Origin of the sequence: Micromonospora sp. NPDC049580, assembly GCF_040675595.1 — a bacterium.
GTDB lineage: Bacteria > Actinomycetota > Actinomycetes > Mycobacteriales > Micromonosporaceae > Micromonospora.
The window spans coordinates 17067-31474 of the sequence record NZ_JBFAPG010000015.1; the positions used below are offsets into that span (position 1 = coordinate 17067).

Annotated in this window: 14 protein-coding genes and 2 tRNA genes; 4 read left to right on the plus strand and 12 right to left on the minus strand. The window is 69.8% G+C overall.

Annotated elements, in window-relative coordinates; genetic code table 11:
* Positions 1–122 precede the first annotated feature (122 nt).
* A complete protein-coding gene (locus tag AB0J68_RS02695; RefSeq protein WP_363935662.1) occupies positions 123–581 on the plus strand; it encodes a hypothetical protein in 459 nt (152 codons plus the stop codon).
* Positions 582–590: 9 nt separating this feature from the next.
* Here AB0J68_RS02695 and AB0J68_RS02700 read toward each other — a convergent pair whose 3' ends face one another.
* Positions 591–899: a hypothetical protein gene (locus AB0J68_RS02700; RefSeq protein ID WP_363935665.1), complete on the minus strand. Its 309-nt coding sequence runs from the start codon at positions 897–899 to the stop codon at positions 591–593.
* Positions 900–1040: 141 nt separating this feature from the next.
* Here AB0J68_RS02700 and AB0J68_RS02705 point away from each other — a divergent pair, with 141 nt between their 5' ends.
* Entirely contained in the window at positions 1041–1769 is a 729-nt protein-coding gene (locus tag AB0J68_RS02705; RefSeq protein ID WP_363935668.1) for an LPXTG cell wall anchor domain-containing protein, read from the plus strand.
* Between the two features lie 232 nt (positions 1770–2001).
* Here the strand turns inward: AB0J68_RS02705 and AB0J68_RS02710 are convergent.
* From AB0J68_RS02710 to gyrB, 6 genes are all read right to left on the minus strand, one after another.
* Positions 2002–2077: transfer RNA gene (locus AB0J68_RS02710), tRNA-Ala, on the minus strand.
* A 45-nt stretch (positions 2078–2122) separates the two neighbouring features.
* Positions 2123–2251, minus strand: a complete 129-nt coding sequence (locus AB0J68_RS02715; protein WP_007453934.1) for a DLW-39 family protein — start codon at positions 2249–2251, stop codon at positions 2123–2125.
* A gap of 42 nt (positions 2252–2293) precedes the next feature.
* A tRNA-Ile gene (locus AB0J68_RS02720) sits at positions 2294–2367 on the minus strand.
* Between the two features lie 152 nt (positions 2368–2519).
* On the minus strand, positions 2520–3425 hold the full coding sequence (locus tag AB0J68_RS02725) for a DUF3566 domain-containing protein (RefSeq protein ID WP_355063342.1): 906 nt from the start codon (positions 3423–3425) through the stop codon (positions 2520–2522).
* A 4-nt stretch (positions 3426–3429) separates the two neighbouring features.
* A complete protein-coding gene (gene gyrA / locus AB0J68_RS02730; RefSeq protein ID WP_355063525.1) occupies positions 3430–7149 on the minus strand; it encodes an intein-containing DNA gyrase subunit A in 3720 nt (1239 codons plus the stop codon).
* 193 nt (positions 7150–7342) lie between these two features.
* Entirely contained in the window at positions 7343–9289 is a 1947-nt protein-coding gene (gene gyrB, locus AB0J68_RS02735; RefSeq protein ID WP_354854851.1) for a DNA topoisomerase (ATP-hydrolyzing) subunit B, read from the minus strand.
* 522 nt (positions 9290–9811) lie between these two features.
* Between gyrB and AB0J68_RS02740 the strand changes: the two genes are divergently transcribed.
* The gene (locus tag AB0J68_RS02740; protein WP_234584449.1) at positions 9812–10366 is read left to right on the plus strand and encodes a hypothetical protein; all 555 of its coding nucleotides are present in this window, start codon (positions 9812–9814) and stop codon (positions 10364–10366) included.
* On the opposite strand, the gene AB0J68_RS02745 is transcribed toward AB0J68_RS02740, so the two are convergent.
* Positions 10351–10851, minus strand: a complete 501-nt coding sequence (locus tag AB0J68_RS02745; protein ID WP_354854849.1) for a MarR family transcriptional regulator — start codon at positions 10849–10851, stop codon at positions 10351–10353. The genes AB0J68_RS02740 and AB0J68_RS02745 overlap by 16 nt on opposite strands.
* 90 nt (positions 10852–10941) lie before the next feature.
* Between AB0J68_RS02745 and AB0J68_RS02750 the strand changes: the two genes are divergently transcribed.
* Positions 10942–11169: a hypothetical protein gene (locus AB0J68_RS02750; protein WP_354854848.1), complete on the plus strand. Its 228-nt coding sequence runs from the start codon at positions 10942–10944 to the stop codon at positions 11167–11169.
* A gap of 11 nt (positions 11170–11180) precedes the next feature.
* Here the strand turns inward: AB0J68_RS02750 and AB0J68_RS02755 are convergent, their stop codons facing one another.
* The 4 genes from AB0J68_RS02755 to AB0J68_RS02770 all read right to left on the minus strand — a co-directional run.
* Entirely contained in the window at positions 11181–11741 is a 561-nt protein-coding gene (locus AB0J68_RS02755; protein WP_354855010.1) for a DciA family protein, read from the minus strand.
* A gap of 118 nt (positions 11742–11859) precedes the next feature.
* Positions 11860–12993: a DNA replication/repair protein RecF gene (gene recF, locus AB0J68_RS02760; RefSeq protein ID WP_355133905.1), complete on the minus strand. Its 1134-nt coding sequence runs from the start codon at positions 12991–12993 to the stop codon at positions 11860–11862.
* 16 nt (positions 12994–13009) lie between these two features.
* Positions 13010–13882, minus strand: a complete 873-nt coding sequence (gnd, locus tag AB0J68_RS02765; protein WP_354854844.1) for a phosphogluconate dehydrogenase (NAD(+)-dependent, decarboxylating) — start codon at positions 13880–13882, stop codon at positions 13010–13012.
* Between the two features lie 40 nt (positions 13883–13922).
* On the minus strand, positions 13923–14408 hold a 486-nt coding region (locus AB0J68_RS02770; RefSeq protein WP_363935672.1), incomplete at its 5' end, for a DNA polymerase III subunit beta.

The following is a 14408-nucleotide window of genomic DNA, read 5'->3' on the forward strand; positions in this document are numbered from 1 at the left end:
CAGCGGGCGTACCTCGGAAAGGGTCTGTGGTCGCGCCGACGCACGGACCCGGCGCTGCGGATGAGCGGCGGATTGGCAGTGGGCCGGGCACCGTCATTGATCTCGCTGACTAGCCTGACGCCATGCCGTCGTTCTTGGCCAATGGAACTCGTCCGAAGGCCTGGCCGGCCCTACCGCTGGCGCTGCTGGTGCCGTGCAGCCTGCTGGTACTGATGGGTGTCACCGACGACCGCGAGCCGCCCCCACCGGCCGGCGTGCTGATGCCGGCGACGGTGGTCGCGGTGGAACCGGCCCAGACCGCCCAAGGCCCCTACGTGCTGGTACGCGTCGACACGGCCGACGGGCCGACCACCTGCGGCATCTACGAGCGGTCGTTCCCCGAGCGGCGGCTACCCCCGCTGTACCAGCGACTGACAGTCGACTACACCCCGGCCAGCTGCATGCCGATGCCGGTCAACACCGAGCTGCCCCGAGGCGTGATCGTCGCCATGGGGGCCACTGGATTGACGGCGTCGCTCTTCTGGCTCTGGGCCGGTCCGCGCTTTCAGCGCTTGGACCGCCGGCGGCGCTCCCGCTTCTGACGCCCTCCGTCACCGCTCTTCGGCACGGAACGGGTCCCGGGCCGGACCCTGTTCGGCCCAACACAGACCACCGCGAAACTCCACGCCCGGAATGCCGTCACCGAGCTGGCTGATGTCCACCACAGCCGCCAGGGAGGTGGCGACGTCCGACCGTAGTTCCTCGACGGCCGTCTCGAGATCGTCCGCCTCTTCGGACCAGTCGATGTCGGCCGCACGCAGGTCGGCGATCGCGTGACCGGTGACCGCTGCGGGGTCGGTGACGACCACCTCGACCCGACAGTAGATGTGCACGGTGACGGAGGTTGGTTGCTCATCCATCCACGGATCATGACAAGTGCGCTGCCCGACCCGACAGGCAATTGCCGAAGCGGTCAGTGAGCGAGCCTTCCGGGGCCTCGCCAATCCCCAGACGACGGTAATATCCCCAGTCTTTGATCTACAACGGGGAGGAAGATCCACATGCGATGGAAGATCCCGGCCGGCGTGGCAATAGCGCTGGCCTTTATGGTTCCGGCGGCACCGGCGGTGGCGCAGACCGGGTCGCCCGGGCTCAACGAAACCTGCCAGACGGTCGAGCGCAAGACGTACAAGGACATCCGCGAGCTCTTCACCATCGACCTGGACACCGCCACCACCACCCAGCTCCGGGTGCTGACGGCCCAGATCCTGTACGCCGCGAACACCGAGTCCCTGCCCACCCTGCCTGACGTCATTCAGAAGAAACTCGATGGCAGCTCGGACGATCTCCGCGCATTCCTCAAGAAGGACGTGCAGACCGTCTGGTCGGTGAATCTGCGGGTCAAGGTGGACCAGACGTTGACCGGCGCCGGTCCCAAGGTGAAGGAGGCCGCGCAGAAGACGCTCGACGACGCGACCACCGATGGCTACCTGGCCTACCTGAACGAGGGCCTGTACGCCGCGCGTGCGCTCGACTGCGCGTCGCAGCCCACCCCGACGCCGACGACGACGGCCTCGTCGCAGCCCACTCCGACTCCGAGCGCCACGACGACCGTCACTCCGACCGCGGCCACCTCCACGAGCCCGGTCGCTGCCGGCGGCGAGGGCGGCGGACTGCCGCTGACCGGTGCCGACACCGCGACCGTGGCCGGCATCGGCGGTGCGCTCCTGCTCGTCGGTGGCGCGAGCTTCGTGCTCGCACGGCGACGCCGCTCCCGCTTCGTGGCGTAGCTCGATCTGACGCGCCCGGTCCGACACTTCGTCGGGCCGGGCGCGTTGGCGTTCAACGACGTCATGCTGGTTGGTCAGGAGTCCGTTCCGCGGTGACGCGGGAGTCGTCGGCTCAGATCGTTGACAGCGCAGCAGCTCGACGCTCGGCGTGTCATGCCGCTCATGCGTCAACGATCAGCACCGCTCGGTCCACGACCACGAGACTCGGGGCGCGGGGCCGAGGGGGAAGTGATGGTGGAGCCCAGGGGACTCGAACCCCTAACCCCTGCCTTGCAAAGGCAGTGCTCTGCCAGTTGAGCTAGGGCCCCGTGAGCGGCTGCGGCGGCGGTGCGTCGCTCGCCGCCGGCCGGACGTCAGCGCAGGTCGGGCGCGGTGGTCGCCTCGTGCCACAGGGCACGTTCGTCGTTGGCGGCCTTGACCTTGTTGAAGACGACGGCAGCCACGCCGACGACGCCGGCCAGGATCAGCAGCTTCTTGAACATGGGGCGACCCCTCGCGCTCGACTAGCGTCGGACGATGTGCGGTGGGGCTAGATGGAATCGAACCATCGACCTCAGAGTTATCAGCTCTGCGCTCTAACCGACTGAGCTATAGCCCCGCGTTGCGACGAGCAAGATTAACCCATCCGCTCTGCCGGCCCCAAATCGGGGTCCGAACCTGCGAGCCGGGCCGTCGCCGTCTGCAAAACCTAACCGAGTACGGGGCGCCGGAGCGACCGCATTCCGCGGTGCCCCGGCGCCCCGGTCACACTCAGTCGCGCTCGGCGAGCGTCAGCTCGATCCCGCCGACCAGGTCGGCGCAGACGTTGTAGACGAATGCTCCCAGCGTGGCCAGCGCGGTGAACAGCACCACGTTGACCAGGCCGATCAGCGCCGAGCTGAGGATCACGCCCTTGGCGGTGATCTGGAACCCGTTGGTGCTCTGCCCACCGCCCGCGTTGACCAGGTCGCTGAGGCTGTCGTTGACGCTCTGGAACACGCCCATCGCGTCCAGCGCCAGGTAGAGCACCGACGTGGCGACCACCACGACGATGAACAGCACCACCGAGACGGCGAACGCGAACTTCATCACGGACCAGGGGTCGATCCGCTTGAGGTTCAGCCGGGCCCGGCGCGGTCCGCGGGACGCCGCCGAGCTGACCGAGGTACGCGCGGCGCGTACCGCCTCACCCACGCGAGCGGCCCCGACGGCCGATGCGTTGCCGATCCCCGGCGGCAGGCCACCACCGCTCGCGGGGCGACCGCCAGCGGCCGTACGCCCCGAGTCGGGCTGGGTCATGCCCGGCGTGATCCGCGGCTGGGTGCCGGTGGCCCCGGTCGATGCCGCCTGACCGGGGCGGGTGTTGATCGGCTGGGTGGTCGTCGGCCGAGCCGGGGTCGGGGCGGCCGCCGCGGGGGCCACCCCGGCGGACGTCGGTGCCTCGACAGCCGACGTCTCGGCCTTGGCGTCGCCCGATCCCCCGTCCTCGCCGGGCTGCTCCGGCGGAGGTGTCATGCCGGGAGCCCGGGTGAATTTCGGGGCAGGCGCGTCGGCGGGAACCGTGGCCCGGCCCACGGCCGCGCGGCCGGTCGCTGGTGTGCCGCCCTTGGCGGCCTCCTCGTCGACCGGGTTGGCCGAGGTCCCCGTGTTCCCCGACTTCGCCTGTGTCTCCGTCATTCAACTAGTCCTGTTCGTCAGGCTCGTCGGCATTGCGAGCAATCGCCACGATAGTCACGCCGTCCGGGAGGTCCATCAGCTTGACCCCCATTGTGTTCCGGTCACGCGTACGGCGTACAGGCTTCACCGGAGTCCGGATGACACCACCGTTGCTGGTGATCGCGAACAACTCGTCGTCTGGGTCGATCACCACGGCACCGACCAGACCACCGCGCCGTTCGGTGATCTTCGCAGTCAGCACGCCCTTACCTCCCCGGCCCTGCACCGGGTATTCCTCGATCGGGGTACGTTTCGCGTATCCCCCGTTCGTGGCCACCAGGACGTCCAAACCGTCCCGAACGACCTCCATGGCGAGCAGGACGTCGTCGTCCGTGAAGCGCATGCCGATCACGCCCGAGGTGGCCCGGCCCATCGGCCGCAGCGCCTCGTCGGAGGCGTTGAACCGGATCGCCTGCGCCTTCTTGGAGACCAGCAGCAGGTCGTTCTCCGGCGCCACCAGCGCAGCACCGACCAGCTCGTCCTCATCGCGCAGGTTGATCGCGATGATTCCGCCGGAACGGTTGGAGTCGAACTCCTCGAGCCGCGTCTTCTTCACCAGGCCGTTCTTCGTGGCCAGTACCAGATAGGGGGCTACCTGGTAGTTCGGGATTTCGATGATCTGCGCGATCTGCTCGTCGGGTAGGAAGGCGAGCAGATTGGCCACGTGTTGGCCCTTGGCTACCCTACTGGCCTCCGGCAACTCGTACGCCTTGGCCCGGTACACCCGACCCTTGTTCGTGAAGAACAGGATCCAGTCGTGCGTCGAGCATACGAAGAAGTGGCTCACTATGTCGTCCTGCCGCAGCGTGGCGCCACTGACGCCCTTGCCGCCGCGCCGCTGCGAGCGGTACAGATCGACCTTGGTCCGCTTGGCGTACCCCGTCCGGGTGATCGTGACGACCACGTCCTCCCGGGCGATGAGGTCCTCCATCGAGACCTCGCCGTCGAACGGAATGATCTGCGTACGCCGCTCGTCGCCCCACTTGGCAACGATCTCGCCCAGCTCCTCCGAGACGATCCGGCGCTGCCGCTCCGGCTTGGCGAGGATGTCCTTGAGGTCGGCGATCTCGATTTCGAGCTTGGCCAGGTCGTCGACGATCCGCTGCCGCTCCAGGGCGGCGAGGCGGCGCAGCTGCATGTCCAGGATCGCGGTCGCCTGGATCTCGTCGATCTCCAGCAGCCGGATCAGGCCCTGCCGGGCGTCGTCCACGGTAGGCGAGCGCCGGATCAGGGCGATCACCTCGTCCAGCGCGTCCAGCGCCTTGCCCAGACCGCGCAGGATGTGCGCCCGCTCCTCGGCCTTGCGCAGCCGGAACGCGGTCCGCCGGCGGATCACGTCGATCTGGTGCTCGACGTAGTAGCGGATGAACTGGGCCAGGTTGAGCGTGCGCGGCACACCGTCGACCAGCGCCAGCATGTTGGCACCGAAGGTCTCCTGGAGCTGGGTGTGCTTGTAGAGGTTGTTCAGCACCACCTTGGCGACCGCGTCGCGCTTGAGCACCAGCACGATCCGCATGCCCGTACGCCCGGAGGACTCGTCGCGGATGTCGGCGATGCCGGCGAGCTTGCCCTCCTTGATCAGCTCAGCGATCCGCTCGGCCAGGTTGTCCGGGTTGACCTGGTAGGGCAGCTCGCTGACGACCAGGCAGGGCCGACCCCGCTTGTCCTCCTCGACCTCCACCACGGCCCGCATCCGGATCGAACCACGACCCGTGCGGTACGCGTCCTGGATGGCGGTAGTGCCGACGATCAGGCCGTGGGTCGGGAAGTCCGGGCCCTTGACGATGCCGAGCAGGGCTTCGAGGGTGGTCTCCTCGTCCTCCTCAGGGTGCTCCAGGCACCACTGCACCGCCGCGCCGATCTCCCGCAGGTTGTGCGGCGGGATCTTGGTGGCCATGCCGACCGCGATGCCCTCGGAGCCGTTCACCAGCAGGTTGGGGATCCGCGACGGCAGGATCGTGGGCTCCTTGGCCCGGCCGTCGTAGTTGTCCTGCAGGTCGACGGTGTCCTCGTCGATGTCCCGCAGCATCTCCATCGCGAGGGGGTCGAGCTTGCACTCGGTGTTGTGGCTGACGAACCCGTCCGAGACGAACGAGTGGTCGTCGGTGTCCACCCGGACGCTGTAGACCGGCTGCACGCCGGCGTCCGTGATCTGCGCCACCTCGGCGTAGTAGAACCGCCCGTCGACCAACGGCTCGACCACGTCGAGCACCTCGGAGTTGGTGATCCGGGCCGCGATCTCGTCGCGGTCGCGTTCCCACCGCTCGACCCGGTCCACGTTGTGCCGGCGCAGCCAGTCCCGCTCCGTCCAGCGCTGCGCGCCGTGCTCACGGATGAAGTCGGCGACCAACGGCACGTGGTCGCTGGAGAGCGCCGTGCTGCTCGCCGGCACCTGGGCCAGCTCGGCCTCCAACTTGGCCTGCTTCCGACCGAGGAACCCGACGTGCGCGGCGAAGATTCGGGCGTCGCGACGGTTGGTCACCACGACCTTGATCTCGCCATTGTCGTAGCGGGTCTGCCGGCTGATCACACCGAACTCCAGCAGCAACTGCTGGACCTCGGCCGCCAGGCGCTCGCTGCGGGTCGAGTACGAGATCTGCATGGTGTTGCGCGGCAGCAGCGACGACGAGCCGTCACCCTCGAACAGCGCCTGGAGGAACGCCCGCTTGACCGCGGCCGGCCCCTGCCAGACGAACTCGGGAACGAACTTCGCGGCGCTACGAGCGCCCACAAGGTCGCCGAGAAGGCTCGTCCGCAGCGCGCTGAGGTCCTGCACGTCGAGTTCGTGCAGAGTGCTGCCGGAGGCGATGACCCGCTCGCTGGCGTAACGCGGACCGCCCACCGCAAGGTCGTAGGCCGCGAGAACCCGGACGAAGAACTCCCGGTCGACGTTGTTGAACCCGGCCCGGTTCGGGGAGACCCAGCCCTCGCTGACGAAAGCACCGGCGAGGACAGCAGCCTCGACGTGCTCCAGCATCGGGTAGCCGATCTCGTCCGGCACGCTGCGCTGGAGGACGACCCGGTCGCCGGGGGCGATCTCGGCGAGCAGCTTCCACAGCAGGGTCGGCACGCCCGCCACGTCCACCAGGCAGAGCACCGGGTGGTTGTGCGTACCGGTCAGCTCGTACCCCTCGCGGGTCCGCAGCCGCAGGGTGGGGTGCTCGCCGGAGTGGAAGAACTTCGAGGCGCGGACCAGGTCGCCGTTGCGGTCGCGGACCTTCAGGTCGATGTCGGTCTCGCTGGACGGCGCGGCGTCCGCCACCATGTCCGCGATCCGCACGCTACCATCGGCAGTACGAATACGGACATTTCCCGAAATACAGTAACGCATCGCCGCAGCCGGATCATTACCCGGCGAGCCGAAGTTGCCGTTGCCGTCGACCAGTGGGTAGCGCAGCGACCAGGGCTGCGCCATCCGGACCAGCGCGTCGTAGATCGCCGAGTCGCCGTGCGGGTGGAACTGACCCATCACGTCGCCGACGACCCGGGAGCACTTCACGTAGCCGCGGTCCGGCCGGTAGCCGGAGTCGAACATCGCGTAGAGGATCTTGCGGTGGACCGGCTTGAGCCCGTCCCGGACGTCCGGCAGCGCGCGCCCGACGATCACGCTCATCGCGTAGTCGAGGTAGGAGCGCTGCATCTCCACCTCGAGGCCGACCGGCTCGATCCGGTCGTGCGCGACCACGGCGGCGAGTGCCTCGGCGGGAACCTCGGGCTCGTTCGGTGTGGACTCGGGGGAATCGGTCACTGTATACCCTTATCAGACTCAGAGTCGTTTTCGTGCTGTGGATAACGGCTGTGGATACCGACCAAGCTGTGGATAACTCTGTGGACCGGCGAACCGGCCGGGTGGTGCCCGACCGGCCCGCCGAGGTCCGTCAGATATCCAGGAACCGCACGTCCTTGGCGTTGCGCTGGATGAACGACCGGCGCGCCTCGACGTCCTCACCCATCAGGACGCTGAACAACTCGTCCGCGGTTGCGGCGTCGTCGAGCGTGACCTGACGCAGGGTACGCGTCGCCGGGTTCATCGTGGTTTCCCACAGCTCGGGATAGTTCATCTCGCCGAGGCCCTTGAAGCGCTGGATGTCGTCCGGCTTGGCGTTCGGCTTCTTCTGCTGGCGCAGCGCGATGAGCCCGTCCCGCTCGCGGTCGGAGTAGGCGTACTGCGCGTCGTCGCCCTTCTTGTTCCACTTGATCTTGTAGAGCGGCGGAGCGGCCAGGTAGACGTGACCCAGCTCGACCAGCGGACGCATGAAGCGGAACAGCAGGGTGAGCAGCAGCGTCTGGATGTGCTGGCCGTCGACGTCCGCGTCGGCCATCAGCACCACCTTGTGGTAGCGCAGCTTCTCCATGTCGAAGTCGTCGTGGATGCCGGTGCCCAGCGCGGTGATCAGCGCCTGGACCTCGTTGTTCTTCAGGACCCGGTCGATCCGGGCCTTCTCCACGTTGAGGATCTTGCCGCGGATCGGCAGGATCGCCTGCGTGCGCGGGTCCCGACCCTGCTTGGCCGAACCACCGGCCGAGTCGCCCTCGACGATGAACACCTCGGACTCGCGCGGGTCGGTGGACTGGCAGTCGGCCAGCTTGCCCGGCATCGAGCCGGACTCCAGCAGCGACTTACGCCGGGCCAGCTTGCGCGCCTGCTGCGCGGCGATCCGGGCACGGGCCGCCTGGGACGCCTTCGTGATGATCATCTTGGCTTCGGCCGGGTTGCGGTCGAACCAGTCGACCAGCCGGTCGTTGCAGACCCGCTGCACGAAGCTCTTCACCGGGGTGTTGCCGAGCTTGGTCTTGGTCTGGCCCTCGAACTGCGGGTTGGCCAGCTTGACCGAGATGATCGCCGCGAGCCCTTCCCGGATGTCCTCGCCGGAGAGCTTCTCGTCGCCCTTGAGCAGCTTCTTGTCGGTGCCGTACCGGTTCACCACGCTGGTCAGCGCGGACCGGAAGCCCTCCTCGTGAGTGCCGCCCTCGTGGGTGTTGATCGTGTTGGCGAAGGTGTAGACCGACTCGCCGTACGACTCGTTCCACTGCATGGCGATCTCAACCGACATGCCCTCCTCCTCGGCCTCGAACTCGACCACCGTCTTGTGGATCGGGTTCTTGGAGGCGTTGAGATGCCGGACGAAGTCGGCGATGCCGCCCTCGTAGAAGAAGGTGACCTCGCGCTGCCGGCCGTCCTCCTCCTCGGCCACCCGCTCGTCGAGCAGGTGGATGCGCAGGGCACGGTTGAGGAAGGCCATCTCCTGTAGGCGCCGGTAGATGGTCTGGAAGTCGAAGTCGACCGTCTCGAAGACGTCGGGGTCCGGCCAGAAGGAGACCGCCGAGCCGGTGCGGTCGGTGGCCTCGCCCTTCTCCAGCGGGCTCGGCTTGGAGTTGGTGTAGTGCTGCCGCCACACGGAGCCGGACTTGTGGATCTCGACGAACATCCGCGTGGAGAGCGCGTTCACGACGGAGACGCCGACGCCGTGCAGACCGCCGGAGACCGCGTACGCCTTGCCATCGAACTTGCCGCCGGCGTGCAGGATGGTCAGCGCGACCTCGACACCCGGCTTCTTCAGCTTCGGGTGCAGGTCGACGGGGAAGCCTCGGCCGTTGTCGGTGACCCGGACGCCGCCGTCGGCGAGCAGCACCACGTCGATGGTGTCGCAGTATCCGGCCAGCGCCTCGTCGACCGCGTTGTCGACGACCTCCCAGACGAGGTGATGCAGACCGCGTTCGCCGGTGGACCCGATGTACATACCGGGCCGCTTGCGAACCGCCTCCAGCCCCTCGAGAACGGTGATCGACTCTGCGCCGTACTCCTGCTTGTCCTGCGCTGCCACCCTCGGCCACTTTCTCGCGTCGTCGGCGCCGGGAGGGCGCGTCGGGCGCGGGTTCGGCGGACAGGACGCGACGTCGACGCGTGGACCGGTGCCCGAGACCTCCGGACAGCGGGTCGAACGCGCCGGTCGCCGCGGTTGCCCGCGGATCGCGATCGGCTCAACCCGGAGTGGAGAATGATGCTGGGGCCACCGGCCCCGTCCCTCGCCCCGCACCGGGTCTTCGTCTCACTGTCAATCCTACTGTGCGCGGAGGACAGAACCACCACTCGGCACCCTCAACGAGGCGGCTGAGATGTCCGTAGCCGGCAGAACCCCATTACCCTCGACTCCCCCCACACGCCAGGCTTTGATCGGACGCGCCGCCCCCGGACGGGTTGACCCGCGCTCGGGCGGGTCGGGGGTCGCGGCCGGACCGTCCGTGCCGTACGTTTGCGGCGCCCCGGAAGCGGCCTTGATCTTTACCGGCCGGAACCGGGACGATCGACCCGATCGACCCGACACGTGCTCTCTAAGAGGTGACAGATGGGGCTGGACAACGTCGCGGTGCACTGGCCGCGGACCGGCCGCTTCTACGATCCGGTGGCGCCGGCCGAGTTCGTCGACTTCGGCGAGATCGTCGACCTGCCACGGATCTCCGCGCCGACGGCGGCGCTGGCCGAGCTGATCGCGAAGACCGGCACCGTCCGGGCGACCGCGTACACCGAGCTGGTGGATCTCCTGCTCGGCCTCGAAGGTGTGTTGTATGCCACAGACGCCGCCGCCGAGGACGAGGATCCGGTGATCGACCCGGACGGCTGCGCCTGGATCGCCGGCGGCATCGAGCGGTTCGTGGCCGGCCACCGGGAGTACGGCGAGACGGTCACCTTCGACTCGGTGAGCACGGTGCTGCGGGCGCTGCTCGGCGACGGCCGGTTGGCCGAGCAGCAGCTGCGCTGGCTGGAGACCCGACTCGACGCGCTGCGCGACGAGCGCGGTGATCCGCCGCAGTGGAACTTCACCTGCGCGGAGCTGGGCGTGCTGGCGGCGTTCTACCGACGCTGCGCCGAGCGCGGCTTCGCCGTCTACGCCGACGCCTGAGCGGCCGTCCCGCTCTGCGGGGCGGCCGGGTCGCCGCCGGGCCGGTTGGCCGCCGCGATCACCTGCGTGAGCACCGCGTGCAGGTGCTGCAGGTCCTCGACGGGCAGCCCGAGGCGTTGCACGATCGCGGCCGGGATCCGCTCGGCCTGGACGCGCAGCGCGGCGCCGGTGGCGGTGAGGGTGACGGCGAGGCTGCGTTCGTCGGCGGCGTCGCGTTCCCGGCGCAGGTAGCCGGCTGCTTCGAGCCGCTTGAGCAGGGGCGACAGGGTGCCCGGGTCGAGCTGCAGCAGGCGGCTGAGGTCGCGGCCGGACAACGGCGCGTGCTGCCACAGCGCCAGCATCACCAGGTACTGCGGGTGGGTCAGCCCCATCGGTTCCAGCAGCGGCCGGTAGACGGCCACCACGCTGCGTGCGGCGACCGACAGGGCGAAGCAGACCTGTTGCTCCAGCGCCAACGGATCGACGCCCTCCGGCTGCCCGCTCATCGGTTGCTCGCTGACTGCATGCTGACTATCGTAGCGATCGTTGGTGTGCCAATCATTGGTGTGGCAACTGATCGCGTGGAGGGACTGCGGATGAGCGAGGACGGCACGGCGAACAGGACGCCGGGCGAGGGTGGTCGCCTGATGCGGTGGACGTTCCGGAACCTCGCCGGCCCGGCCGACGGGGTCGCGGGCGCCGTGCAGGGTGGCTCGGCCGAGGCCCGCGAGGCGTGGAAACGCGACCTGGCCGAGCGCAAGCGCTACACCCAGGAGCAGCGCGAGCGCAAGCGGGCGGCCCGCGAAGCCGACCGGCGGCGCTGAGAGGGCCGGGCTCAGCCGTACGTGTCGCGCGGCCCCCGACCGCGCACCCGGCGCGGCCCCTTCTGCCAGGACGGCGCGGCCGGGCCGTGGATGTGCAGCTTGCGCACCACGTTGTGCCCGACCTCCTGGGCGATCTGCTTGAGCAGCGAGCCGGCGAGCAGCCGCAGTTGGGTCGCCCAGGCCGTCGAGCGCGCCTCCACGGTCAGTTCGCCGTTCTCCAGCTTGACCGGCCGGCTGTGCTGGGCGACCTCGGCGCCGACCACCCGCTCCCAGGCGCCGAACACGGTGGCCTCGGCGGCGGGCTGCTGCCAGCCGCGCGCCTTGACCAACCGGTTCAGCACGGCGCTGAGGGGTTGCGGGTCGCGCGGGTCGGGGCCGGGGCCCGAGTAGCCACGCAGCCGCCGTCCCGAGCCGCTGGCGCCGTCCGCGCCGCTCCCGGGGGTACGCCGGGTGCGCGCCGCCGCCTGCCGGCGGGACAGCGCCGCGTCGAGCACCGCCCGGGCCAGCTCCGGCCCGGTCGCACCGTCCGCCGGCCCGCCGCCGTCGACACCGGCCGCGCCGCTTCCGGCCACGACCGGACCGCCGGCGCCGTCTCCGGTCGCTCCCGACCGTGCGGTACGCGCGTTCGCGGCGTCACCGGCCTGCCGGCCGCTGCCGGTGCGGTTGGCGCCTGACCGCCTGGCGTCCGGTTCATCCGACACGTCGTACCGTCCCCTCGCCGACCTGATAGCGGGTGCCGCGCAGCGCGGCCGGCACGTCGTCGTCCACGGCGCAGGTGACCAGCAGCTGACTCGCCCCGCCGACCAGCTCCGCCAGCCGCTCCCGGCGCCCGGTGTCCAGCTCGGCGAAGACGTCGTCGAGCACCAGGACCGGCTCGATACCGTCGGCGCGCAGCAGGTCGTACCCGGCCAGCCGCAGGGCGAGCGCGAAGGACCAGGACTCGCCGTGGCTGGCGTACCCCTTGGCGGGGAGCGGACCGAGGGACAGGGCCAGCTCGTCGCGGTGCGGGCCGACGAGGGTGGTTCCCCGTTCGATCTCGGCGGTGCGGGAGGCGGCGAGCGCGGTCGTCAGCGCCTCGGCCAGCGTGGCCCGGTCGGTGGTCGGCTCGGCCAGCTCGATCGACGGCCGGTAGGCGATACCGGCCGCGCCCCGTCCGGCGGCCACCGCGTCGTACGCCTTGGCGACGTGCGGGGTGAGCGCGGCGACCAGCTCCAGCCGCCCGGCGAGCAGCTCCGCGCCGTGCTGGGCCAGGTGGGTGTCCCAGACGGCGAGGGTGCCGAGGTCGCCGCCCCGGGAGCCGCCGGTCTTGCGGGCGAGGTACGCGGTACGCAGCAGAGCGTTGCGCTGCTTGACGACCCGCTCGTAGTCGGCCCGTACTCCCGCATAGCGGGGTTGCCGGTTGACCAGGAGGTCGTCCAGGTAGCGACGGCGCTCGGCCGGATCGCCGCGGACCAGCTCCAGGTCCTCCGGCGCGAAGAGCACCAGTCGCAGGGCGCCGAGCACGTCCCGCGCCCGGCGCGCCGGGGAGCGGCCCAGCCGCGCCCGGTTGGCCCGGCCCGGCACGATCTCCAGCTCAACGAGGAGTTCCCGGCCGTCGTGGATTACCGCGCAGCGGATCACCGCCGAGGTGGCGCCCATCCGGACCAGCGGCGCGTCCGTGGCGACCCGGTGCGAATCCAGGGTCGCCACGTAGCCGAGCGCCTCGACGAGATTGGTCTTGCCGACGCCGTTGGCGCCGATCAGGACGTTCGCCCCCGGCTGGAGGTCGACGGCGACCCGCTCGTACGAGCGGAAGTCGACCAGTTCCAGCCGCTGGACGTACACAGGGTGTGGATACCGCTCAGCGCTTGTGGACGGCGTGGCCACCGAACTGCTGGCGCAGCGCGGCGACGGCCTTCATGGCGGGTGAGTCGTCCTGCCGGGAGGCGAACCGGGCGAACAGGGAGGCGGTGATGACGTTCAGCGGGACGGCGAGACGGACCGCCTCGTCGACGGTCCAGCGACCCTCGCCGGTGTCCTCGGTGTAGCCGCTCAGATCGGCCAGCTCCGGGTCCTCGTCGAGGGCCCGGTCCAGCAGGTCGAGCAGCCAGGAGCGGACCACGGTGCCCTCGCGCCAGGACTTGAACACGCCCGGGACGTTGGTCACCAGCTCGGAGGCGGTCAACAGCTCGTAGCCCTCGGCGTAGGCGTGCATGAGGCCGTACTCGATGCCGTTGTGCACCATCTTCGAGTAGTGCCCGGCGCCGACGGGGCCGGCGTGCACGAAACCGAACTCCCCCTCCGGCTTGAGCGCCTGGAAGATCGGCATGAGCCGGTCGACGTGCTCCTGGGCGCCGCCGACCATCAGCCCGTAGCCGTTCTGCCGGCCCCAGACGCCCCCGGAGACGCCGACGTCCACGTAGCCGATGCCGCGCTCGTTCAACCGCTCGGCCCGGGGAGCGTCGTCGCTGAAGCGGGAGTTGCCGCCGTCGATGATGATGTCGCCCTCGCCGAGCACCCCGGCGAGTTCGTCGATCGTGGCGTCGGTGACGCCGGCAGGCACCATGACCCAGACCGCCCGCGGCGATTCCAGCTTCTGCGCCAGCTCGGCGAGGCTTGCCGCGTCGCTCAGCTGCGGGTTGTGATCGAAACCGACCACCTCGTGGCCGGCAGCCCGCAACCGCTCGCGCATGTTGCCGCCCATCCGGCCGAGTCCTACCAGGCCGAGCTGCATTTGTTCCTACCTCCGTGGATCTGGGTGTTGCTGGGCGCGATCAGCGAGACACGCGGATCGGCATGATGAGGTACCGATACCCCGGAATGGCCTCGCCATCCTCGCCGGCGGGTGAGATCACCGCGGGTTTGAAGGCGTCGACGAACGACAGCACGGCGGTCTGCGAGCCCAGGTTCGCCAGGCCGTCGATGAGGTACTGCGGGTTGAAGCCGATGGTCAGCGCGTCACCGGTGAAGGTGGCCTCCATCGCCTCGCTCGCCCGTGCCTCCTCGGAGCCGCCGGCCTCGACCACCAGCCCGTCGGCGCTGAAGCTGAGCAGCACCGGGGTGGTGCGCTCGGCCACCAGGGCGACCCGCTTGACGACCTCGATCAGGGTGCTGACCGACACCCGGGCCTCGGCGTTGTGGGTGGCCGGGAAGAGCGAGCGCACCGGCGGGTAGTTGGCGCCGTCGAGCAGCCGGCTGGTGGTGCGACGGGTGCCGCCGGCGAGGCCGACCATGCCCTCGCCCGCCGCGCCCTGAGCGAG